This is a genomic window from Methanobacterium veterum (assembly GCF_000745485.1).
Taxonomy (GTDB): domain Archaea; phylum Methanobacteriota; class Methanobacteria; order Methanobacteriales; family Methanobacteriaceae; genus Methanobacterium_D; species Methanobacterium_D veterum.
In genome coordinates, this window is the sequence record NZ_JQJK01000009.1 from 103,006 (window position 1) to 129,317 (window position 26,312).

General features: G+C 34.4%; 16 protein-coding genes and 1 pseudogene. All 17 read left to right on the forward strand.

Going from position 1 to position 26,312, the window contains the following annotated elements; all coding sequences use genetic code 11:
* Positions 1–13: 13 nt before the first annotated feature.
* The 17 genes and pseudogenes from EJ01_RS04070 (at position 14) to EJ01_RS04140 (ending at position 25,629) form a co-directional block, all read left to right on the forward strand.
* Positions 14–1,651: an MFS transporter gene (locus tag EJ01_RS04070; RefSeq protein ID WP_084689131.1), complete on the forward strand. Its 1,638-nt coding sequence runs from the start codon at positions 14–16 to the stop codon at positions 1,649–1,651.
* A 555-nt stretch (positions 1,652–2,206) separates the two neighbouring features.
* Positions 2,207–2,416 (forward strand): hypothetical protein, encoded by a 210-nt coding sequence (locus EJ01_RS04075; RefSeq protein WP_157203579.1) that lies wholly within the window; start codon positions 2,207–2,209, stop codon positions 2,414–2,416.
* A gap of 259 nt (positions 2,417–2,675) precedes the next feature.
* Positions 2,676–2,816 carry a hypothetical protein gene (locus tag EJ01_RS17135; RefSeq protein ID WP_157197629.1) on the forward strand — a complete coding sequence of 47 codons (141 nt, stop codon included), beginning with the start codon at positions 2,676–2,678 and terminating at the stop codon, positions 2,814–2,816.
* 213 nt (positions 2,817–3,029) lie between these two features.
* Complete coding sequence (locus tag EJ01_RS04080; RefSeq protein WP_048082194.1) at positions 3,030–3,284, forward strand: hypothetical protein; 255 nt, start codon at positions 3,030–3,032, stop codon at positions 3,282–3,284.
* A 487-nt stretch (positions 3,285–3,771) separates the two neighbouring features.
* On the forward strand, positions 3,772–8,235 hold the full coding sequence (locus EJ01_RS04085) for a cobaltochelatase subunit CobN (RefSeq protein ID WP_048082195.1): 4,464 nt from the start codon (positions 3,772–3,774) through the stop codon (positions 8,233–8,235).
* A 389-nt stretch (positions 8,236–8,624) separates the two neighbouring features.
* Positions 8,625–13,109, forward strand: a complete 4,485-nt coding sequence (locus EJ01_RS04090; protein WP_245611147.1) for a cobaltochelatase subunit CobN — start codon at positions 8,625–8,627, stop codon at positions 13,107–13,109.
* A gap of 384 nt (positions 13,110–13,493) precedes the next feature.
* Entirely contained in the window at positions 13,494–14,390 is an 897-nt protein-coding gene (gene sppA / locus EJ01_RS04095; RefSeq protein ID WP_048082196.1) for a signal peptide peptidase SppA, read from the forward strand.
* Positions 14,391–14,594: 204 nt separating this feature from the next.
* Positions 14,595–14,786 (forward strand): zinc-ribbon domain-containing protein, encoded by a 192-nt coding sequence (locus EJ01_RS18070; protein WP_048082197.1) that lies wholly within the window; start codon positions 14,595–14,597, stop codon positions 14,784–14,786.
* Between the two features lie 299 nt (positions 14,787–15,085).
* Positions 15,086–15,595, forward strand: a complete 510-nt coding sequence (locus tag EJ01_RS04105; protein WP_048082198.1) for a NosD domain-containing protein — start codon at positions 15,086–15,088, stop codon at positions 15,593–15,595.
* An 11-nt stretch (positions 15,596–15,606) separates the two neighbouring features.
* Positions 15,607–15,747: pseudogene (locus EJ01_RS18075) on the forward strand (hypothetical protein); the annotation flags it as partial.
* Between the two features lie 21 nt (positions 15,748–15,768).
* Positions 15,769–18,618 carry a chitobiase/beta-hexosaminidase C-terminal domain-containing protein gene (locus EJ01_RS04110; protein WP_084689132.1) on the forward strand — a complete coding sequence of 950 codons (2,850 nt, stop codon included), beginning with the start codon at positions 15,769–15,771 and terminating at the stop codon, positions 18,616–18,618.
* A gap of 58 nt (positions 18,619–18,676) precedes the next feature.
* On the forward strand, positions 18,677–18,964 hold the full coding sequence (locus EJ01_RS04115) for a hypothetical protein (RefSeq protein ID WP_052375822.1): 288 nt from the start codon (positions 18,677–18,679) through the stop codon (positions 18,962–18,964).
* A 464-nt stretch (positions 18,965–19,428) separates the two neighbouring features.
* Entirely contained in the window at positions 19,429–19,956 is a 528-nt protein-coding gene (locus tag EJ01_RS16330) for a PRC-barrel domain-containing protein (protein WP_052375824.1), read from the forward strand.
* 483 nt (positions 19,957–20,439) lie between these two features.
* Positions 20,440–20,574 carry a hypothetical protein gene (locus EJ01_RS17950; protein WP_269221330.1) on the forward strand — a complete coding sequence of 45 codons (135 nt, stop codon included), beginning with the start codon at positions 20,440–20,442 and terminating at the stop codon, positions 20,572–20,574.
* A 263-nt stretch (positions 20,575–20,837) separates the two neighbouring features.
* Positions 20,838–23,243, forward strand: coding sequence for a chitobiase/beta-hexosaminidase C-terminal domain-containing protein (locus EJ01_RS04130; RefSeq protein WP_048082329.1), 2,406 nt, complete (start codon positions 20,838–20,840; stop codon positions 23,241–23,243).
* A gap of 478 nt (positions 23,244–23,721) precedes the next feature.
* Positions 23,722–24,546 carry a hypothetical protein gene (locus EJ01_RS04135; RefSeq protein WP_157197636.1) on the forward strand — a complete coding sequence of 275 codons (825 nt, stop codon included), beginning with the start codon at positions 23,722–23,724 and terminating at the stop codon, positions 24,544–24,546.
* 297 nt (positions 24,547–24,843) lie between these two features.
* Complete coding sequence (locus tag EJ01_RS04140) at positions 24,844–25,629, forward strand: DUF7839 domain-containing protein (RefSeq protein ID WP_048082327.1); 786 nt, start codon at positions 24,844–24,846, stop codon at positions 25,627–25,629.
* The last annotated feature ends 683 nt before the right edge of the window (positions 25,630–26,312 follow it).

Here is a 26,312-nt window from a genome sequence, read left to right on the forward strand (position 1 = left end):
AGGTGAAACTGTTTTGAATGTTTTAGAAAGAAAATGGCGGATATTATTTGCAATTGCTGTAGGAACCATAATGGTACCTATTAATGCAAGTATTGTTAATGTTTCGTTACCTACAATTACTGCTTTCTTTTCTACAAGTATAGCAAGCTCAGAATGGGTAATAACAGCTTACCTAATTAATTTACTGGGTTTTGTCTTATTATTTGGCCGATTAGGTGATTTCTACGGTCATGAAAGGATATACATGGTGGGGTTGATTAGTTTCCTTGCTACATCAATTTTATGCAGTTTATCCCCTTCAATAACTTATTTGATAATTTTCAGGAGCTTACAGGGAATTGCTGCTGCATTGATGATATCTGTGTCTTTAGGTATAGTTAAGAGCGCTTTCCCACTCAGTCAAACTGGTAAAGCTTTGGGTATATATGCAGTGGCCATATCTGCAGGTTTGGCAATTGGTCCCGCAATTGGGGGGTTAATACAAACATTCTTTGGCTGGCAAACTATATTTCTGGTAAATATTCCCATGGGTATAACCAGCTTTTTGCTTTGTTACAAAGTGTTAACAAGAGATGAAACTAAACCAGTTAAATTAGATATTCCTGGAGCAATAATACAGTATTTTTGCCTTTTTTCTGTAGTATACCTGCTTAATGATATTCAAACATCAAAATTAGATAATTTAACAATAATAATGGCTGCTGTGGCTGTAACAACATTAATCTTGTTTATCTGGAATGAGAAAAGGGCAGATGATCCTCTTTTGGACCTTGAAATATTTAAAAACAAAACATTTTCCGCATTTAACCTCAGCCTGTACTTCAACTATATTTGTATGTACATGATCCTCTTTATCATGCCTTTCTACCTGCAAAAGGTTTTATTATGCAATCCTGCATTAACTGGAGCTGTATTAACTGTTAACCCTGTAGTTATGATGATTTTGGCCCCTATAAGTGGGACATTGGCTGATAGGGTAGGTTCAAGACCTCTGGCAATTATGGGGGCATTAATAAGTGCTTTAGCATTTTATTCTATGACGTCCCTTACCATGTTCTCTAATGTCTTTGATGTTGTATGGAGATTGGCTCTTTTAGGAGTAGGTGCTGCAATCTTCCAGGCTCCAAATAACAGGGCTATTATGACTGTTATACCTGATAAGAAGAAAGGTCTAGCTTCTAGCATTATAGTGACCATGCGAAATCTGGGAATGGTATTTGGAGTATCAATTGCAGGTATACTGCTGTATACTACCATAAGCCCGGATGTTTTACAGCAAAATCAACTCTATAACCTGGCTGCATATAATTTTACAAGTGGAATGCACTTGATAATGATGTTAGGAGCATTTTTAAGCATAATTATACTTATACTTTCTCCAGTGGGTATCTACAGGAAGAAAATCACTGAAACTAAAGAAATAATTCAGGAATCAGATATAATACCTGCACCGCAGGATATACTTGAAGAATCAAGCGAAATAATTAACGAATTAGAATTGGTAAAACATTCAAAGGAATTACTTGAAGATTCTGAACTTTTGAGGTATTCAAAAGAGATAATTGAAGATCCAGCTATATTGAAACGGCCGAAAGATATTTTAAAGGAGAAAATGGAGGAATTGAATTTGGAGATCTCCAGGAAATGGTAAATAGCTTTGGAATTGGTCTCTTTTAGGATTTAAGTATATTATTTACAAAGATTTAGCTCCTATTTTTTAATTTACAGGGATTATAATAGAAAATTACCGTTTTTAGCATTTAATTAGATATTTAGAAATTAGCATATTATTAGGAATTTTTTTTATACGATGTCCTTATTTTTGATGTAAGTATTACTATTTCATCTAAATTTGCCCCGAAAGTAATAATAAAATCCAAATAGAAAGTATTATATGTGGAAAAACTATAATTGGTTTTTGTAATGGCAAAGGGCCAATTTGTATTACTTTGAATACGAATGCAGTATTAAAATCTATGTCAAAGTTTATAATTTTATATTTTGAATTTGATTTTCGGTGTCTGTTAAAAATTGAAAATTTTTGCACACCGCAAATATTTATTTGCCGTCTTTGCCATCTTCCTCCTTAAGCAGAGGAAAACTAAGAATTAAAATTAAAATGTAATGGTTTTGAAGATATAAGATATTTAATTATATTTTTTATATTGATTTCCATTTCGGGGGAGTAAAAGTGGAGCATAATTATTTGGCTGAATCTGAAGTAATAGAGAAACTTGTAATTTTAAACACAGATTTTGCAGGAAAAGGTTCCTGCATAGCATGGACAACATTTCCTTACAATGAATTTAATTTAAGAGTTGTAAAGAGTTGTTTAAATAAACTTGACTGGGAGAAGAGGGAATACAATTTAAACTATGATGAAAACCTGATTTTTGTTGAAAAAACTTTGTTATAGTTATTATTAAAGCACCCCTATTTTTATTACTTTTTCTATAAGTATTAAGATTCTGTTTAAATTGGCCATGAAAGTAATAATACCAAATAAATAGAAAGTATTATATACAAAAAGCGCTAATCTTTCTTTGTAATGGCAAAGGGCTGATTTAGTATTACGAATGGTTTAAAATACCTTCTTTAAGTATTAATTAATCCTTGCAAAATCTCTCAAAAATTGAAGAATTTTCGGAGCCTTCGAATACGAAGTATTCGGGGCATTGAAATCAAAGATTTCGAATGCGCAAAAACCTTCAGTTTTTGCAAGCTATGATTTTGCAGGCCGTCAACATGAAGTGTTTGGGCATGTGAAAAATAATTTTTTCACGGCTGCAAATCCCTCAAAATTCTTTGAATTTTAATAACTTTGATTTGCAAATATCAAAAAACATCAGTTTTTTGAAAGCCCGAAAATCCATGATTTTCGACGGTCTTGCCATAAGTTTCCCCCTTGATGTCCTTAGGACATTTGAAAAATTAACCCAAAACATACCTAAGCAATTAAAAAGTATAGGGCATTTGAATTTCGCTCAAATGTATTCTAAATGCCCTACAAACTTTTTGAGGGATATAATATGAATTATAAAGATAATGTTGAATTATTAAAGATGAAAAAATTAACAACATTGGATTTCGTAGTAGAAAAATTGAAAGAATTAGATTTTGACTTTGAAAGAAAATCCACCTGTGTTGCATGGACCACTTTTCCATATAATGAAGAGAATTTAGAAACAGTAGAAATCGCTTTAAAAAAACTCAACTGGCGAACTGAAGAATACATTTTAAATTATGATGAAAATCTTATCTTTGTTAAAAAGGATTTAGAATAAATATTTTTTATTTACCCTGGTTGTTGCATCTTTAAACCTTTTTAGGGATTTTTAAAGGATTTAGTAATAACATTAAGCTCTGCTTTCTGCTTCAAGTCTTAAAGGCCAATTATGTCAATTTATGATTTAATTGTGGATTAAAAAGATTATTATTATTATTATTATAAAATAACGCTTAAGATGTGTCTTATATATAAATAAATATTATTTATGTTCTTTTTTTTTAAATAATGTATATTTAAACAATTTTAAAGAGTCTTATTTTGTTATTAGTTTTGTATAATATACTTTCTTGATTTTACTTAACTTTTAGAGAATTTATTACAAATTGAACAATAGTTACTCATTTGGTAATAATTTCATGTGTTTTTTATTACTAAACTCCATAATTTGAACCTGAAAGTAATAATAAATGAATAATAAAAAGTATTAAATATTGGTAGACTTTAAACTCTTTTTACAAATTAAATGGAGGTTGGAGGAAAATATGTTTCCGAAACCCCAAAAAATAGAAAATTTTTTGGAGGTGAAAAGTATTAAAAAACAAGTAATATTACTAATAACAACATTTGTTTTTATATTGGCACTGTGTGGGGCAGTGTCTGCAGCAAATACTACTACTGGAGGTGATTCTGGAGGCACAATAAATTCAACAGATCTCAATAATTCTTCTCAAAAAAATAGTTCGTTAAAAGAGGTTAGAATTACAGGTCATGTTCTAGATTGTGTCACCAGCAAACCCTTTCCAGGAGTAAATGTGACTGTATCGGGTAATGGAAATAAATTAAGTGTTACTCAAACCAATGGTGAAGGTAAATATGAACTGAAATTTCTAAGCAATTTAACCCAATTCAATGTGACAGCAAGTTATACTGGCCATAAATCATCATCTCAACTGGTGAACACTACTTTAAACACATCAAATAATTCAATGCAGGGAACTGCTAATTTTAAGTTAGGCAAACCAAAGGCAGTTTTCTTATTTACAAGTTCTTCAGCAATATCAAATACGTTAATGAATGCATTAGATCAAAATACCCACTTTACAAGTGAAGTCTACTTACTTAAAAATCTCCCAGCGGGTCTCAATCTCACCAAATATGACCTGGTATTTATTGACTATTTATACACTTCAACACCGAATCTGGATAAAATAACTCCTTTAATAGAGGAAGCAAAAGCTAAAAATATACCTGTGATCATTACAACAACTTATTACATGTCAAATCCGACAAATGTGGATTCTGCAAAGCTTTCTGCTATTAGGCAGTACTGGACTAATCTTTCACCAGAAAATGCAAAGAATATGATAAAATATATCTCAGTGAATTTTCTGGGAGTAAAAGATACTTATCAGGCCCCTGGTACTGTAGTTAAGGTTGGTATTTATCATCCCGATGCGGATAAAGTATTTTCAAATTTAACCAGTTATCTAGCATGGTATAAAAAATATAATTCAAATAAACCAACAGTAGCGGTTATGTTTGGCCAGTTTTCATATAACAAAGCAGATACAACAGCGGTAGATGCATTAATCAGAGGATTTGAAGCAAAAGGGTACAATGTAATCCCATATTTCCTTGATCATGAAACATATCCTTTAGGTCAGGTAGATATAAACACGTTTTTAGTGTATAAAGGAAAATTCCTTCCAGATTTAGTTGTGCATTATCGTGCTGCCGGATGGGATATGATACGGTCATATAATGATACAATGGCTGAATTAATTTCCATGAATGTCCCTATTATCAAAGCACTGACCTATGAAGATTCATATGAAAAATGGCTAAATGCTACTCAGGGAATAGGGTCCGCTACATTTGCATACTCAGTTACAAACGGCGAAAAACAGGGTATAATTGATCCGATTGTTGTTGCAACCACAGAAACAGATTCTAAAGGTATAGCTCAAACAGTACCAATCACACGGCAAATAAATTGGATAATTGATAGATCAATAGCTCAAATAAACCTTAAATACAAATCAAATGCTAATAAGAAAGTAGCTATCATTTACTGGACCTCACAGCCCGGATTGAGTTCTGGAGTTAGTGCAGGACATTTAGATGCATATGCCAGTTTAGTGAACCTTTTACAGGCTTTGAAAGACAGCGGCTATAATTTAGGAAATAAAAAAATTCCTACAGCAGATGAACTTGCGGTGATCATCAGAAATCAGGGTTCAAATATTGGTAACTGGGCACCTGGAGACCTGAAAAAGTTAGTTGAAAATTATCCTGTGGTTTTAGTTCCTGAATCTCAATATTTAGCATGGTTTAACAAGCTTAACGCTGCTAAAAGACAGGAAGTTATTGATGCATGGGGCGAAGCACCTGGAGACATAATGGTTTACACTAAAAATGGTGTAAGATATTTGGTTCTACCTGTAATTCAGTATGGAAATATTATTCTCGCCCCTGAACCTTCACGTGGCTACACGCAGAATGGAGAGGTAATGTATCACAGCGGCACTATACCCCCTACTCACCAGTATCTTGCTTTCTATTTCTGGTTGAACAATGTGTATAAGGCTGATGCCCTCATTGACTTTGGAAGGCATGGTACTGTAGCATGGTTACCTGGAAAAAGTGCTACTGGTCTGGACTGTGAAAATGATTGGCCGGCTATTGTAAGCCAAGACATGCCTGTAATCTATCTCTTTACTGTTGAGGGAAGTGAATCTACTTTACCTCAAAGAAGACAGGGTGCAGTAATGATCAGTCACTTAATACCAACTATGACCATTTCGGGACTCTACGGTAATCTAACAACACTGAACCAGAAGTTGAATACATATTTCGATCAATCAACATCGGCATCCATCAAGGCAGAACTTAAAAGTACAATTTTACAGTTAACCAAGACTCTTCATCTTGATGAAGATATGAATGTGAACTTATCTACAATCAAGGATTTTGATCAGTTCGCTATTGAACTGCAGGATTATCTGCAGGAAATGGAATCAGAATACATCACGCTGGGGTTACACGTGCTTGGTGAACCTCCAAAAGGAAATTATTCTATTTACATGGTACAATCCCTTTTGGGTTACCAGTTTAGAGATTACATGAATGCGAATAAGTTAACTGATGATCAGGTATATTTACTGCTTGAAAAGGTTTTATTTGATAAAATGTCAGCTGAAGATGCTCAAAAATCGGTCTTAAACCAAACCAAAACTGATCTAACAGCTTATCTAAATCTGGCCATAATATACATGAATAACCTTGCTCTGGCAACTAACGAGATCAACAGTACTTTGAAAGCATTAAATGGAGGTTATATTCCTGCATTTAACATTGGAGACCCAATTACAAATCCAAATGTGCTTCCTACTGGAAATAACATGTATTCATTTGACCCTAGAACAGTACCTACCAAAGAAGCATGGAATATCGCTGTGAAACTGGTAGATGAAATGCTGTCTTCTTATTATAAACAGCATGGAAAATATCCAGAAAAAGTAGCGTTCATGCTGTGGGCTACACATTCAATTCAAGATAAAGGAGTAATGGAAGCTGAAATACTCTATCTTATGGGTTTAAAACCTACATGGGACAGTAATGGATATGTAAATGGTACGGAGGTAATTCCTAATCTTGGAAGGCCTATGATCGATGTTGTAATCACTACAACTTCTCTTTACCTGAACGATTATAAATGCGTCCTGGATGTACTTGATGCTGCTGTAAGATATGCTGCAACCATCAACAGCACAACAAATTATGTTAAAACTCATTCAGATGGTATCTATCAGATGCTTATTAAAAAAGGCTACAGTGATGAGGATGCTAAACAGCTTTCAATGTCAAGAATATTCTCTCAAGAACCCGGAAATCACCATAACCCGCTAACAGAGGTTACTCTGGGTAAAAGTGGGGATAATATGCAGGCAGTCATTGACACCTATATAAATACATTTGGTTATTTATATGGTTCAAATGCGACTTCCCAAATTCTTGTAGATCTTTACACAGCAATCCTCAATGGAACTGATATGGCGGTTTTCAGCAGAGATGTAAATGCTAACGACCTGCTTGGTGATGACGACTACTATGCGTACTTTGGGGGTTTGGGAGCAGCTATCACTAAAATAACGGGTACTGCACCTGTAATGGTCATAAATAATCTTGAAAATCCAGATAAGCCCAAAACAGAAACCCTAGCTGAGTCGATAGCTCGTGATTTAAGAACTAGTTACTTCAATCCTACTTGGATTAGTGCATTAATTTCTCAGGGACCAGGTGCAGCCAGTCGTTTCTTGGATATTACGAATCTGCTGGCGTGGGATATATTAAATCCAGGTACTGCAACTTCAAACCAGTTCCAAGCAATTTATGATATATATGTCAGAGATAGCTTGAATTTGGGGCTTAATGACTATTTCAAAAGAAACAATCCTTACACGCAGCAGGCGATCATGTATAACCTCATGCAGGCTATTCATTCAAACCGCTGGAATGCAGATGCAGCTACAAAAAGGGCATTATCTAACGCTTGGGCTGTTTCAGTAAATGCAAATGGTTTAACTGGTGATCCCTTAGATATGGATATTGTAAATGAAGCGTTACAAAATATGGATACTGTGCTTGTGGATGGAGTTAAAAGCAAACTGTACGCTTCCACGCAGAACCCTGCATTTGCAACGTCTAATCCTTCTAAACCGCAGCAGGGAGGATCCACTTCTACAGGTGGAACTTCATCACCAGGTCAAATTTCTAGCGGAGTTACTTACGCTTCAGCTGCAAGTTCTACACAAAGTTCGCAGGAATCACAATCTGGTGCAGGTAATCAGGGACAAAAAGCGTATGAGATAACTAAACCAGAAACTTCATCTGGATCTTCAGAAGATACAATGTTAGCAGCAATATTAGGAGTTATCCTTATACTTGGTTTGATAGGTGCGGGTTATTTCAGAAAGGATATACCAAATCTATTTAAAAGGAAATAACTCCTATTTTTTTTATTTTTTGTATAGACTTAATTTTTAACTTCTCAAAAATAATAATTTAATTTTCTATAAAAAATGGGATAGGAATCTGGTTTAACCCAGATACCTTAATAAAGACATCTTATTTGTGAATAAGGAGGTTTGTGGTAGACCCATTTTGATGTCTTGTTACTTATTATTAATCAACAATTAATTGTCCCATTTCTTATTTAAACTTTGCTTTAATTTTTTTAAACTAAACTTGAAAAAAATAGATAATATTAAATATGGCTTATACTTGATTTTTATTCAAGTATTACTTGAATAGAGGATACTTGCTAAAAATTTTTTGGAGGTGGGGGAAAATCTCGAAAGAGATTTTCAAAACATTCGGAAATCAGAGATTTCCGATGCCCCGAACACAGAGTGTTCGAGGGCCCCAAAAAATAAAAAATTTTTTGGAGGTTGAAGAAAAATTCATAGAATTTTTCGAAACCCCAAAATCGAAGATTTTGGAGGTGAAAAAGATTAGAAAACAAGCTATTTTACTAATGATTACGGCTGTTTTTGTGATGGTTCTGTGTGGTGCAGTATCAGCAGAAAGTTCACAGGGAGGTAATGATACGGGTCAATTTCTACTAAACAATTCAACAGCAAATTCTAGTAATGTTAAAAGTACAGAACAACCTGTTGATCCGGAAATCACTTTAAATGTCACTTTAGAACACCCTGAGGCACTTTCTGGTAAACTACCAACTGTAACAGTGAAAGATACCAGTGGAAAAACTATCACTAATGTAAAAGTTGTTAAGGTTAAAAATAATCAGTATAAAGTTAATTTCCTCAGCGATAAAACAAGTTTCAAACTGACTGTAGGTGCCTTAGGCCATGTATCTCAAACAGTGAATGTATTAGTCTCACAGAGGAATGCCACGGATCCTGTACTTTATGGCGATGCATCTGTAAAGTTGAGGGCATATAATCTGCTTATAATAAGTGGATCTTCGTCCTATGCCAAGCCTTTCGTTGATTCCAACAAGAAACTCAGGGACAAGGGCTACTACTTCAACATGAACTTCTTCACCAGCACGGATTTAACATCTGCAGACACCAAAGCGAAGATAAAACAGTCTGCATCTAAGGCAGATCTCATAGTCATAGAAATGATAAGTGAATCAGGCACACTTTCAAATTTAATGCCGCTCTTATCAGATTCAAATGCCAAAATAATGGCTTTAAGATGCGGGGTCACATTTTTAAATAACGACAGTATTGATTCCAACGACACCGAACTCCGTGCCTACTGGGACGGAACTGGTACAGACAACATGGAAAGGTTCCAGCTCAGGGCACTTCAAAGGGTTGGCATGTATGTTAAACCCTCTGAAAATCTGAGTGTTATAAATTATCCAACTGAATTCATATACCATCCAGATTCAACTACGCCACAGTTTGTAACATGGAATGACTATCTGAAATGGTACACTCAGAGCGGACACTACAAGTCTGGTAAGGCATGGGTAGGTATAATGATGTACGCCTCTACATTCTTCAATGGAAACGGTGACATGCCCATCAGCATACTAAGAAGCCTGGAAGCCAAGGGTTTGAACGTGATTCTGGCTATAACAGCATCAAGTGACACTGCCCGAGCAAATGCCATAACAAAATACTTTTTGAATGGTAACTCCTCTCGTGTAGGTGCCCTTGTGGCATGTGTTGGTTACAACATCATCTACAACAACCCTCAAAACAGCACAGATCTTCTGAAAAAGATGAATGTGCCAATATTTGCCCCTATATATGCTTCAGACCTTGAATCCTGGAAGAACAGTTCTTCAGGACTTTCCAATGAAGTTTACTGGCAGGTTGCAATGCCTGAAATGGAAGGAAGAATCGAACCTATCATTATGGGCGGGGTCGAATCTGCAGAAACTGATCCATACACTGGAATCGTTGTCAAAAATTACCAGCCACTACCAGATAGGATAGAAAGAATAACTAACAGGGTTTATGACTGGATATTACTTCAAACACTCCCTAACAGTGCGAAAAAGATAGCAATTATTTATTATAACACTGCAGGAGGTAAAGATGGAGTCGGCGCTTCATATCTCAACGTTCCTGAGAGTATATCAGCAATACTCCAAGCACTTAAAGCATCAGGGTATAAAGTATCAGGCAACTATTCAGTTGAATCTATAATTGATCTGTTCCTGACAGCTGGAAATAATGTGGGTTCATGGGCTCCCGGAGAGCTTAAAAAGGTTGTGGATGCAGGTGCAATAACCATACCTCTCAGCGAATATATGGAATGGTTTAATACATTACCTAAAGAACTTAGAGATGAAGTAAATGCTAAGTGGGGCCCTGCTCCAGGTAATGTAATGGTATACGATGGTAAAATAGTTTTACCCGGTATAATGTTGGGTAATATATTCGTTGGTGCGCAGCCGATGCGTGGATGGGGAGAGAACTCCACAGACATTGCTCATTCATCAACACTGCCACCGACCCACCAGTATATTGCATTCTACATGTGGTTGCAGAAGAAAATGGGTGCAAACGCAGTTATACATCTTGGAACACATGGAACCCTGGAATGGTTACCTGGGAAAAGTGTTGGGCTTGGTGAAGATGACTGGCCAGATATTCTCCTTGGAGACATACCAAACATATACCCTTACATTGTTGATAACACTGGAGAGGGAACTCAGGCTAAAAGAAGGGGCTACGCAGTGATAATTGATCACTTAACAGCCCCACTTATAAGTTCAGGGTTATACGGAGATCTTTCGACTCTTCAAGACTTGATAAACAGTTACGACAGCACAAGCGACAGTGAACGTAAAACAGTTCTGGAGAAACAGATCAGAGCACTTGTAACTAAAATGAATCTGGATCAGGATATTGATCTCAATATGAACATTGCAGACTTTGAAACCATTAAAAACGAAATTGAACACCATTTAGAGGATCTTGCAGCAACACTCATGCCTTATGGGCTCCACACATTTGGAGTTGCCTTGAACGGCACGATTCTAGATCAGATGGTTGAATCTATAGTGAGCTTTGACCCCGCAAATAGGAATAATGCTGAGTTCCGGGCAAATATAAGGGCTGCACTCTCTCAAAACTATGAAATGGAATCATTACTTGCAGCTTTAAATGGAGAATTTGTATCTCCCTCTTTGGGTGGTGATCCAATTCGTAAGCCAGATGTGCTCCCAACAGGTTCCAATTTCTATTCCTTTGACCCAAGATCAGCTCCAGATACAACAGCTTGGGAGATAGGTAAGAAAATGGCTGATGACATGCTAAAAGATTACTACAAGAAAAATGGACGTTACCCTGAAACAGTGGGAGTTGTTCTCTGGTCAACTGAAACCATGCGTACTAACGGCCAGACCATAGCTATGATACTCAGGTACATGGGCCTGGAACCGGAATGGAAGTCTGGAAGATTTGTAGGTGTTAAGGTAACTCCATTGAGTGAACTCCAGAGGCCCCGTGTTGATGTGGTTGTAACAATAAGCGGTCTCTTCAGGGATACATTCCCTTACACCATAGACATTCTGGACAAGGCATTCCGTCAGGTTGCAAACCTGTCTGAAAGCACCAGCAACAACTTCGTTAAGAAGCACTACCAGAACAACTACAACAAGTATGTGAACAGTGGTATGAGCTCTAAAGATGCAGATATCCTGGCAGGGGCCAGGATATTCGGAGAAGCGCCTGGAAGTTATGGAACTGGAGTTGCAGCACAGGTACCATCCACGTCCAAGTGGAAGGATCAATCTGATCTCGTGGACACATACCTCTCAAGGATGTCCTACATCTATGGTGCAGGCACTTATGGTTTACAGGGACTTCAGGCCTTCAAGGATCAGCTGAAAAATGTACAGGCAACTGTACAGGTGAGGGACAACAATTATGGAGTTTTAGACAATGACGATGTTTACCAGTACCTGGGCGGTCTTTCAATGGCTGTAAAAAGCCTTTCTGGAAATGATGTCAGTGTTTACATTGCCAACACGCGTTCAAATCCAAAGATAGAGACACTGGATAACTTTTTAGCCACTGAGTTCCGAACCAGACTTGCAAATCCTAAGTGGAAAGAGGGAATGCTTAACGAGGGATTTTCGGGTGCCCATGAAATTGTAAAGGAGATAGGTAACATGTTCGCCTGGGATGCAGTGCAGTCCAACGTAGTTAAGGATTGGATGTATGAAACCCTGGCCAAAGATTACATGACCAATCCTGATGTCCGCAGTGCACTGCTCAAATCTAACCCCTACGCATACACATCTATACTGGGATGGATGCTTGAGGCAAACCGGAGAAACATGTGGAGCGCTGACAAGGCTACCTTAACTGAACTGGCTAATCAGTATATTAATTACGCTAATCAGTATGGTGTTACCTGCTGCCACCACACGTGTGCTAATATTGACTTCAGCAATTTTGTGGTTATGAGCTCTTCATTGAGCACGGCTCAGCTTAAACAGTTCGCGGATATGATGAATAAGGCTACTAGTCAAACTTTAACTGTAGACTCTAAAGGGGCAAATTCACAGAATGAAAATTCTGGTAAAGGTCAATCTAGTACAGGTAAAGGCAGCGGCAGTGTTGGTTCTTCTGGAAGCGGTGTGGGCAGTGTTGGGGCAGCAGCGGTTACAGCTGCAACTAAAAGTGCTTCAAGCAGCAGCAGTACTTCAGTAGCTTCCGGCAGTAAAAATGCCTATGAAGTATCTACAGCAGCTTCTAGCGGTGCATCAGGATCTTCAGGAGTTCCTGCACTGGCTATCATAGGGGTAGTATCAATTTTATGTCTACTCGGTGCTGGTTACTTCAAATCAGATATTTTAAACCTGTTGAAACAGTCTAAAAAATAAATTTTCCTTTTTTTTATTTTTTTTAACAAGCTTTTTTTTGTATTTTACCTGTAGTTTACTAAGTTTTTGAGGGTTTTTGTGGAATTTTTTATTATGAATTAACTGTTCTGTGGTAATAGGATGTAATTTACTTTAATTTTTTTGAAATGGGCTTGAAAAAAATAGATAATATTAAATATCACTTATAATTGAATAAAATTCAAGTATACTTGATAAAGGAGATATTTTATTTATAAGTTTAAATACTGTGTTTAAATGGTTAAAACAGGATATATAATGATTATATAAGAATATAGGCTGTTTAATATGATTTTTTACTAACACGGTAGAATTAACTGTTTGATTCAGTTATACATAAAAAAATTAGATTAATAAGTGGTTAATATGGATAAAAATGGTAAAATACTGTTGATAATTATAGGTGGACTTTTACTGGTGGCTGTTTTTTTAAGTATAGTGGCCATCATAGGCTTTTCATCTGGAGGTACGATAGCGGTTATACCTATTCATGGGGAAATTGGGTATGGGTCTTCAGATGGAAGTGGAGGTGTTGTAAATCCTGAAGTGATTAAAAGTGAGATTGAGGCAGCTGAAAATGATAGTTCTGTAGGTGCGGTTCTTTTGGATATTAATAGCCCTGGAGGAACTCCGGTTGCAAGCGAAGAGATCATGAATGCAGTTAAAAACTGTAAAAAGCCGGTGGTTGCATGGATTAGTGATACTGGAGCATCTGGAGCGTACCTTGCGGCTTCTTCTGCTGATAAAATCGTTGCAAGTAATTCTTCGTGGGTTGGCAGTATCGGCGTGATACTTGATTTAACCAACTTCTCTGATCTGTACAAGAAAATTGGGATTACCAAATATGTGATAAAGGGCGGAAAGTACAAGGATATGGGCGCTGATTACAGGAATTTAACTTCACAGGAAAGAAGCATGCTTCAAACTATGGTAAATGAAAATTATGACAATTTTATTGGCATGGTTGCAGAAAACCGGAATTTAAGCAGGGAATATGTGAAGAGCATTGCAGAAGGGAAGATATATACTGGAAAACAGGCCAAAGAACTTAAACTTATAGACGAAACAGGCGGTAAAGACCAAGCTTTAGACATTGCAGCGAAATTAGGTGGAATTAGGGGCCATTACAATGTTGTTACAATGACTTCTACCCAATCATTTAATGATGCTTTAAGCGGAGTGTCTACTAAAATTGGATATTCCATAGGAAAAGGAATTGGGAGTATTATGGAGCAGGATACCCTTGGAAATGTGCAATATTAACTCCATGAACTTTTAAGTCATTTAAGGTGAATAATTTAATATTTTCCTTACTTTTTGGGAATTTATTATGTAATAATTTTAAAAAAAGGAAACATTAGTACTTGGTTTGGAAAGACTATTTATTTAAAGTCTTAATTTAGAGGTTTTTAATTTAGGAAGATACTGATTGAAAATGCAATTTGTGGAATTGAGTGTGTGGTATTTATGATTTTATGTTCTGAATGTGGAAAGGAAAATGAGGATAGCAATAAGTTCTGTAGTGGGTGCGGTGCTATTTTAGACACATTTAAACAGGTTATATTTGAAAATAAGAATAAAATAAAGCAATTTAAATTGGTCAGTATTATAATGATTACTTTCCTTTCATTTTGTCTGATAATATCATTTATATTTTAAAAAATAATAATTAAAATTTGATTTTATGTATTTAAAGTTTTATTATATTTTGATTTAAAAATAATATGTTATTGATGCTTTTTTTTGATTATTTTAATTATTTATGACTTTAAATGTAATTTAAATATATTATATGAGTTTAATTTTTTGTTTTTTGCTATTAGTTTTTATGGTTGTTTTTTGTGTTGTTATTTTTTACTTTTTCAAGTTTATTTTACTTTTATTCAACTAAAATGGAAAAGTATAAATAATAGATGTTAATACCTATTTGTATTAATATGAAAGGGGATTGATTGTAGATGAAGTTGAAAGGGGTATTTTTGATTTTAGTCTTATGTTTTTTGAGTGTGGGCACTGTTTCAGCCGCTAATTTGACTGTTAATCCTGGCGGAAGTATTCAGTCAGTTATAGATAATGCTTCTTCTAATGATACGATTACAGTTAATGATAATAATGGCTCTGCTTATACTTATAATGAAAATATTGTTATCAATAAAAAGTTAACATTGCAGGCTAAAAGCGGAGGATTAGTAGCTATTCGAACGTTGGATTCTTCACTTCCAACTGTTAGGGTAACTTCTAATGGAAATGGCTCAGTAATTAAAGGTTTCACTATAAAAGGAGTTACAAGTCCTTCTGCGGGAATATTGGTGGATCAATGTAGTAAATGTACTATTTCTGGAAATAATATAAGCAACAATTATATTGGGGTTCAATTTCAAGACTCAAAGAATAATACTGTGTTTGGAAATAATTTAAATGCAATGATTGTGGAATTTATGGGGATACTTCAGATAATAACCTCATAGCCAAAAACAATATAACTAGTGGGAATGTTGGAATAGCAATCTATAATTCAAACAATAATGTAATATCTGGAAATAATATAGCAAATAATAATAATAATGGTGGATGGGATGGATGTGGAATTTACCTTTCTTCCTCATCAGCTAACATCAACTTCAACAGAATATATGGAAACATGGAAGATGGACTTTTGAATTATGGGGGAATTATAAATGCTACTAATAATTGGTGGGGTTCAAATAATGATCCCACACTCAATTCAAGCAACATTTACAATATTGTGGGAATAATTACATATGCTCCTTGGATTGTTTTAAGTACAAATGTAAACTATGAAGAGAGTAATCCTATAGTGACTGCAGATTTAACTCATAATAGTGCAGGTAATGATACTTCTTCACAGGGGCATGTTCCTGATGATATTCCGGTAAACTACTTCACAAGGGCACATACAATTATGGCTACTGTTAATACTAGAAATGGAAAGGCCAATGCAACATATACTTCAGGAATTGGAACTATTACAGTTACTGTGGATGGGCAAAGTGTATTAATCCCTATCAATGATCATACGCCGCCAACTGTGACTGCAAGTCTTGCTGGTGGAGTTTACAACACCACAAAAACAGTAACTTTAACAGCCAGTGACGACAGTGGTATGGATCCTATCCTTTATTATAGTTTAAATAACGGTGCAACATGGAATAGTCATGCTAAAACTATTACTTTGAACCTTAATCAGGGAATAACAAACCTTAAGTTTTATGCCCGTGATAATGCAGGTAATATGTGCTTAAATCAAACTATAACATATGCAATTGACCTTACTGCACCAACTGTAACTGCAAATCTTGCAGGTGGAGCTTACAACACTACAAAAACTGTAATTTTAACTGCCAGTGATAATTTTGATTCAAATCCTGTGATTTATTACACAACCAATGGTAGTACACCTACGACTTCTAGTACAAAATATGTTGGCTCTATTAATATTGTTAGTACTACTACTTTGAAGTTTATAGCAGTGGATAATGCAGGTAATCAGGCCGCGATTCAAACCCAAAATTACATTTTAAACCTTCCAATTATAAATGTTAACACGGGAAAAAGTTATTCTACTATCCAATCTGCTATTGATGATTCTTCAACTTCTGATGGAGATACTATAAATATTAAGAATGGAACCTATACAGAAAATGTAGTTGTTAATAAAAAACTTATCATTAGGTCAGTTTCTGGAGCAAATGTCACTGTTAAGTCTGTTACAATTGCTTCAACTGGAAGTGGTTCAACAATACAAAACTTAACATTAAATAAACTTGCCTTAAATTCTGCTAACGATTGTTTTATCACAGGAAACACGGTTAATGGAGCTGGAATTTCTTTTGTGAGTGCAAATAACAATCATATTTCAAACAATAATATATCTAACTGTGGAATTCCAGGAATTTATATGGATACTTCAAATAATAACACCATAGTCGGAAACAACATAACAAATAATCATGCTGCCGGAATAGAGATTCTTTATTCAATCAATAACTTAATATCTGGAAATAATATAGAAAATAATGGGTTTAGACAATATGGTGGAATTTACATTGTTTATTCATCAGCTAACATTAACTTCAATAGAATATTGGGAAATGATGCATATGGAATTTTTAATGAGGGAAATGGAACTGTAAATGCTACTAATAATTGGTGGGGTTTAAATATGGATCCAGCAACCAATTCAAGCAACATTTACGATTATGGAGGAACTGGAAAAATAACTTGTAATCCATGGTTAATTTTGAATGTAGCTGCTAATCCTGCAAGTACTAATAATAATTCTACAATAACTGCAGATTTAACTCATAATAGTGCTGGTAATGACACTTCTTCACAGGGCCATGTTCCAGATGGTATACCTGTAGATTTCACTGCAACATCAGGAACTATAATCAACTCCCCTTACACTAGAAATGGTAAAGCAGCAGCAGTTTTGAGTAATCTTCAGTCAATTGGGGCGAATGTAATAGTTAAACTTGATAATCAAAATGTTTCTACATTGGTTATTAAGACACCTGCCCGTGCTATTTTGACTATTAATAGTACTGCACTTGATTATTATACGAATCAACAGTTAAATTTTGCATATGAGATCAATTTGACGAGCCCGGTTACATGGGTAAGTGTTGTGTATAATGAAGCTGGTATAGTTGGTGCTGAGTCATTAAAGGTTTTGGTGAATGGAAATACTGTTTTAACAAAATATTTCATGAATTACAGGAGTGTTCCCAATGATAATATTCAAATGACTTTAACTTATCCCGGAGGATCTTCAACTCGAAATGAAACTATATATTACAGAAATGGGCCAGATGCAGGATTTGAAATTATACAAAGCTTTGCAATCGCCACAAACAAAATAACTGACAATACAGTACAATCCTGGCTAAACCGAAACTCCACATATCCCACAGGCGCCACAAAAGCAGCTTACGGAACATTCATGACAGCATTAACCACTTTATGGCTCAGTGACAAATTAGCAGATGAAATGGCTTCTCAGTTGAATGTGACATGGAGTAGAACCCCTCCAACAGTGGTTATGAGTGGTGTGAATATGTATGGTACAGGTTATGTGCATTGTCAGGATCCTGCGATGGGTATGAGTGTTAATGGTGCTGTGGATAATATAAAAAATTTTAGATTTGCGTGTTCATTTCTCCTCTCTGAAGTGGAGCATGCTGCTGTAGGGGCTACTGGTTTGTCAGTTAGTTCAACAGTTGCAGGGATTATGTCTGGTATTTTAAATGGTGAAACTTTTGATATGATTAGGAATGGTAGCATGGTGACTATAATGTTAAATGGTAGTCCTGATTCTCAGATAATTATTGATTCAGATTCAGGTTTAGTATGGGACTTAACTGAATCCAATGGTTTCGTGTATAAAGGTGCAATATCTCAAGTTAATGCTTATTGTTACCATGATCAATTAACTAGCAGCTCACTGGTCAATTTCAAGTTGGATAAATAGCTTAAGTGGGGCAGGTTCTAATTTATTTTCCGTATTGAGTGCAGGATTTGGAGGAGTTATGAGTTTAGTTAATTCAGGATCTCTTGGAGAAATGATATTATCAAAGGCAGGTCCTTTGGGCGGTACAGTTATGTTAGCTGGGTCTGCCATGTATGTCGAAGGTCAATTTGTAGTTTATATAAGAAATAAGGAAATACCTCAAGAATATTGGAAGAATTGTGCTTACCATCCTTCTGATTGTAAAGTTGTAGCATATTTAAATCCAGAAGATCATACTATTTATTATATAGAGGTTCCTGTGGGTTCAAATGGTTATCAAAAGTGGGATGAAGCAGTTTATATATAAGGGGAGATAATTTTGTTTAAGTATAATTTTTCAGATAAAAAAAATCATTACGTCAGGTTATTTACCTTAATTTTAGCTTATATATTCATATTAGTATTAATTTTTTCTGCAGTTGTTTTTAATGTTTTAAATTCTGATTTTTATTTTGCTCCATTTTTCTTTGTATTAATTTTTGTAGGGTGGATTTCAGTTATGTATGTGTATATTCAAAGGAAGAGTTTTGGGCGTCATTATGAAATAATCATATTGCTATTGTTGGTGTGGTTTGTTGTAATTGTGGCTCAAAGAATTAAATTTTTAATTTTTTAAAAATTTGCAGTTAAATATTAAAATGTTTTAGTCATAGTTTAAAGGATTAGAATAAATTATAGTAGAAAATAGTTTATTAAATGGATATGAATGGTGCAACTATGAACTAATCGCGCCATTATTTTTATAATATGAAATTAATGGGTGGTTTTGGAATGAATGCTAAAAAACTTAAAGGAATGAAAGTTCTGGATAAGAATAGTATTGAGATAGGTAAAGTGTCTGATCTAAGAATTAATCTGGATGAATTTAAGATTGAAAATATTCTCGTTTTAACTGGCGGATTTTTCAGTAAAAAATATTTCACTGTGAATTTGGAAGATTTGGGTGAAATAGACAATTATATTCACTTAAAATGTTCTAAGGGTGATATTGATTATGATGCTGATCTGGAATTGAGAAATTCTAAATATGGACGCTATTTTTTCAAGGATTTTCGGGATATCTATGTTGGATCTGCCGATGCGATACCTATAGGTCAGGTTAAGGATTTATACATTAATTTTGATAATAATTTGACATTTAAAGTTGTTGTAGAGGCTACACGTGTACGTGGAAGATATAAAAATGATTATTTTGCGATATATCCGGGGGATATTGATGATATCAGAGAATTTATAACATTAAATTTAACAAAAGACGAAATAAAACAAAAAATAGCAGAATTTAAGATTAAAGACTAGTAATGTTAGGTTGTTTTGAAAGCAGGAGTTCCAAAGTGTCCAGATGATTCATCTATTTTTAAAATTTTATTTATCATTAAAGACTTAATTTAAATCTTTATTCTAAAATGGATACATCTTCAATCACTTATTTTTCTCATAATAGGTAAGAGCATGATTTAATTTTATATTTATTAAATATACATCTCTTTTTAAGGAATAAGGATATTTACAGTGGGCCATATTTCGATGTCTTTTTTATTATCTATTTTTACAACAACAATGGATGTTTTTATTTCATATTTGAATTTTACTTTAACTTTTTTGAAATGGGCTTGAAAAAAAATAGATAATATTAAATATCACTTATAATTGAATAAAATTCAAGTATACTTGAATAATGTACATTACTTCCTAAACCTGGCATTTTATTTAGCGGGGCCTAAAAAAGGGTGTTGAAGTTACATTACATATAAATTAAAAAATTGCAGGAAAATGGTTTCTATGGTCATGGCAACTCCTGACATTTTACGGCTGAATATTCTAAAAAGATGCGTAATACTGTTTGGTGGGACAGTTCAGGTTGATAATATTCCTAAAGCAGTATTTTCCAGCAATAATTTTTATGCCACATTGTAAACGGGATGGTAAAGAACTTTTTACAGGGCAGTATAACTTTAAAAGATGTAGAATAAATGGATTGATTAATTTAGTCTTTTTATTTTTACTGATTCTCAAATGCCATAATTTAAGAAGCTTAAAATATAATTCACTTGATTTAATTAATGATTGATGAAAGGGGTTTTAAATTTGTTTGGTAAGGGGCGCATACTATCCATTTCTATTAGATAATAGGCATTTTACAAATTAAATTTAAAGAAAACTTTTAAAGGAGGGAGAAAATGAGAAAGGAAGTAAAAATGGTCATGGTAACTGTTATACTGCTGTTATCATTTGCCAGTATCAATGTTACCAGCGCGGCTAATGTTTATAACATTAGTGCTGATTCATATAGTAACTATTTCAATGAATCGGGGTACATTAAAGGTGCGAATATTAAGGCGGGTGATGTTTTAGACGTGTATGGTACTATCTATGATAAGAACATGTATATTGACCGTCCTTTGAATATAACCAGCAGTAGTAAAACGGGGAAGATCATCAATGGAACCATCAACATTCTGTCAGGTGGTTCAGGTTCGAATGTAACTGGTTTAAGGATTAACAATACTCGAGATGGAGTGATGGGAATATTCCTTAAGGATACGCAGAACAACACAATAAAAGGGAACACCATACAGTGTGATGGATCTTCAGGTCATGGTATTGCATTAACAGGATCCAACTGCAATAATATCCTGGAAAATAATTTGTCAGAATTCGAAACAACAGTTGGATGGACACACTCACCAATCATCCTGGGAAACAGCAACTACAACAACATCAAAAATAATTACATCATATCCAGCGTTTCTAACTGCATCTACCTATCCATATATGGTTCTGGCGGTGGATTATGCTACTATAACAACATCACAGACAACACATGCATAGGCGTGGACACTTCCTGGTGTTATGCTATCCAGATGATGGGGTCCTACAATATAGCAAGGAACAACACCATCACAGTTTCCAACTTAACGGCAGGAAACTATGGTAAAGGAGCCTACCGGGGCATCTCATCTGAATCTGGGGGTAATACCATAACTGGAAACACTATTTACGCGACGTATTGCGGTATTTTCGCATCGGGTGACTCTGTAATATCGGGAAACACTATATATGGTTATAAAGATGATAAAACTGCTGATTACACTAATCAAAGCAACAGCGGCATCACAACAGGCTCCAACTGTACAGTAACTGATAACATTGTCAACATGTTCTACGGGGGATATGGAATTTACGTAACAGGAAACAGTAACATCACAGAAAATAAAATCACAACAGCTGATACAAGTAAAGAAAGTATCTACATATACGGTGGAACCAGTGGCATTAATATCTCCCGGAATATCATAAACTCAAATAGTACGGGGGTCCTGTTAAAAAAACAGTCCTCAAGCAAATGCCCCACTAACACTACAATAAACAATAATGAAATAATCACCACCAGCCCCTATGCCATAGACTCAACTGGCGGCACCAGTACCACCGTTAAGGGTAATTATATGAATTCAAATGGCAAACGGGGTAATGATGCTGTGGCTTCTGCTTCTGGTGATGTGGTTTCTGGTAATTCTGGTAAACTGTTGCCTTCGGCGGATGTTGGGAGTGGCTCTTTTAATAAGGGGATAATTGTGCATTTAGCTGCTGTAGATAATAAGGATCCTAATCCTAAAATTTATTATACTTTGGATGGTAGTACTCCGACTGCAAGTAGTACGTTGTATACTGGGTCAATAAGCGTTAGTAATGAAGGAACTACTACTTTGAGGTTTATTGCTGTTAATTTGGATGGTGAAGTTTCGGATGTGGTTACAAAAACTTATATTATTGACACTAAGGCGCCTACTGGTAGTGTTAATGTTTCAGGTGGAACGTATAATGTTAGTAAGAGTGTTGCTCTTTCAATGAGTGAGTCTGGAAGTATTTATTATACTTTGGATGGTAGTACTCCTACTACTGGCAGTACTAAGTATTCTGGCCCGTTCAGTGTTGGTTCTACTTGTACTTTGAAGTTTTTAGCGGTGGATAAAGCAGGTAACAAGTCTCCAGTGTACACTGTAAAGTATGTTATTGATAAGACTGCTCCTAAAGCTAGTGCTAGTGTTAAGGCGGGAACGTATAACGTTAGTAAGAGTGTTGCTCTTTCAATGAGTGAGTCTGGAAGTATTTATTATACTTTGAATGGTAAAACGCCAACCACTTCAAATGCAAGGTACACTAAGCCGATTAATATGGCTTCAACGCATACTTTGAAGTTTTTTGCAGTGGATAAGGCAGGTAATAAGTCTCCAGTGTACACTGTTAAGTATGTTATTGATAGGGCTGCGCCTAAGGTTAGTTTAACCAGTCCTAAAAATAAGGCAGGGAAAGTTTCAAGAACAGGTACTATTACGGTTAAGTTCAGTGAAAGTGTTAAATCAAGCATTAACTGGTCTAAAGTGTATATTAAGAACCTTAAAACTGGGAAAAAAGTTGCAGTTAGCAAAGTAATTAAGGGAAACATTTTGTACCTTAAAACTACCAGCAAAAGATCAGCAAATACCTGGTACCAGGTTTACATCCCAGCATATGCTGTAAAAGACACTGCAGGCAATAAAATGGCTAAAGCATATACTTTCAAGTTCAAAACAGGAAAATAAAAACCATATTTTCTTTTTTTAGGATTTATCACCTAAAAATTTGAAAAAAACAGTGTTACTTAAAAGATTGAGCTTTAATTAACATAATTCAATTTTACTTTATAATATTTCAAGTAAAATGGAAATATTTATATATAAACATATTCTATATACAATTGAGTCATTGTATTGGAAATAGTAAAATAACATCCAAAAAGTTTGTAATGGGAACTTATTTAACTGATGCACGATTTAGATCATCACAATAATCAGGTTCCCTTTGTAAACTAAATAAATCTTCATTTTTACCCAGAAACATCTAATTAAACTATTAATGTAAAACCTTATTGGTATTAATGGTTTAATTTAGCTTTTTGATTAAAATAAGTGTTAAAAAATGGTTAAATTGTTTTTTTTATTTAATTATTAGAGGAGGCTAATAAATTTGAATAGGAATAGGACTAAAATAGGATTTTTTTTGATAATAGCTGTATTTTTTATGTTTTGTTCAATATCTGCTAGCTCTGCAGGGCTTAATATAGGATCGAATCAAATTACTGTTACAAATGATGGAGATAATGCTAGTAATGGATATGCGCAGTTGGGTGTTAATGGAATAATTTATTCTATAGAAAAAAGTAAGATTCCTAAAAAATACAAAAAATATGAAAATTACACTTTCCAGGCAAGTAAAAATAAAAAAATTAAATATATTGCATCAGTAAATTCTCAAGCTTTGTTATCTAATATGTCTGGTGTTAAAATTAAAGATGCATGTATAAATTTTGGTGATGGTACTAAAACAAAAAGTAATGGTTGGATAACTCATACATACACTAAATCTGGTTGGTATAAACTTACTGTAAGCTTTAACGCAACTTTCAGCAAAGTTTCATGGGGGAATATGACTTTTAATGGAAGTATCAATGGAGCAACTAAGGAATACTTGATTTATGTAACCGATAAACCACAACTTGCATTAAGCAAACTTAATTATGGTTGTACTAATTATAAAGATTATAAGAAAGGAAATATTAATTATTTAGATGTTAAAGTTACAAACTTAGGATCTACATCTTCTAAAGCCACTAAAATAAAGATTTGGTATGAAAAACCAAACAAATATGGTACAGTATATCCTAAACTTAAAAAATACACTAAAAGCGCTAACTTAAAGGCGTTAAAACCCGGCCAATCAACTACTGTAAGAATATACTTCAGCATACCTAAAAAATACTCAAAAATTTGGAAAGATATAAGACTGGACTCATTGTACAGAGTAAACCAAATCAATAGAGCAGCTGCATTGTACAGATTCAGATAGTCAATAAAGTAGTTAACCCCTTAGATTTTTCTTTTTAAGAAAATGGTTTTAATTTTAGGTTTATGTGTTTATTTAGATATTTGTCATTTTTAGAAACAACATTATAAACACAGCCCAAAACACATGAAAATAAAAGCATAGTGGGTTTTCTAGTGAGAAAATCTAAAGGGCTAATTAGTTATATGAGGGTACTATATATTCTATTGAAAATTATTTCCATGATGCACAATTCTAATGAACAGGTCTATTATAACATTTTTAATTGAATTTAAAGTTTAAATTATAATTGGTGAATAAATGAAAGTTTTCAAGAATAAAGGTGAGCTTACAAGGTTTCAAATCCTTGCAGAGATAGCCAAACAACAGATTCATCTAAGACAAAAGGATATAGCTGAAAAACTTGGAATAACCATACAAGCTGTTTCTGAAAATATTAAAAGCTTGACTGACGATGGTTTTGTAGAGATAAGGGAAGGGACTGCAAGATACCACATTACAAAAAAGGGAATTGAAAAACTAAAAAAGGAAGCTGTTGACCTCAGGAAGTATGCTGATGAAGTGGTAGAAACTATGAATACCTATAAGTCAATATGGCCAGCAATAGCAAAAGAAGAGCTGAAATCTGGTCAGAATGTATGGCTTAAAATGGAAAATGGAATTTTATATGCCACAAATGAAAAAACGTCTGCTTCAGCAGAAGTGCTTAAAGACGCTTTAAAAGGAGAAGATGTGGCTTTAAGCAGATTAAATGGTATTATAGAGCTTAAAAATGGTACTGTAACTGTAATCAAACTTCCTACTATAATTCAGGGAGGGTCAAGGGCATCTGACATCCCTAAAATACAGAAAATCCACCAGAAAGGATTTGACAGGGTGGGTATAATGGGAACAATTTCAAGGGCAGTTACGCAAAAAATGGGAATTTCTCCAGATTTTGAGTTTGCAACTCCTTATGCCACTGTAGCTGCAGCAAAAAAAGGTTTAAACGTGCTTGTTTTGGCTGTGGGTAACATGACTAAAAGTATAACAAGGGAACTGGATGAGGAAGGTATTCAATATACTGTAGAAGATTTTAAAAAATGATCGCTCATGTTCACAAAAACTTCGGTTTTTGTGACCGTAAAAATCTGCGATTTTTACATGTCTATGATCCTGTGCGTGAGTTATAATTTATGTTAAATTGTAGTTTTAATTGATTGTATGGGATTTATCTTAAAAAAAATACAATTTATTTAACCAGACACACGAAAATGAAGCGATATTATTTACACAACATTCTGGGCATGAGCGAAAATGATTTTAACTTTGGGTAAAACTGAAAAATGAACTAAAAACTGGGGTTTTCGTACCATCGGATAAATATGATCTTTCTAGATTACCGGTTTAATAGTCCGTTTTGACACATGAAGAGTCTAAAAATATACTAAATTATGGATATTTCAATGATTCTTGGGGATAAAGTTGTTATTTTGTAATTGATGGCATGTAGATTATTCGCGAAAATTCATAGATAACAGTGAGTTTTTAAAGACTATTGGGAGATTGGGGCAGATTTTTTTAACATGATAGTTTCATTCTACTGCCGTAGCAATGTCACTACTATCTATAATGGGTTGCATGGCATGTATGGGTAATTTTAAAAGATCTACTTTTTAATTATATATTTGCTCTGCATTTGTCTAATTTTAAGATTTGGGGTTGTACCATTTTTATGTTTTTATATAATCAATTTAATTTACTTAAATGAAAAATTTAATGACTTTTTT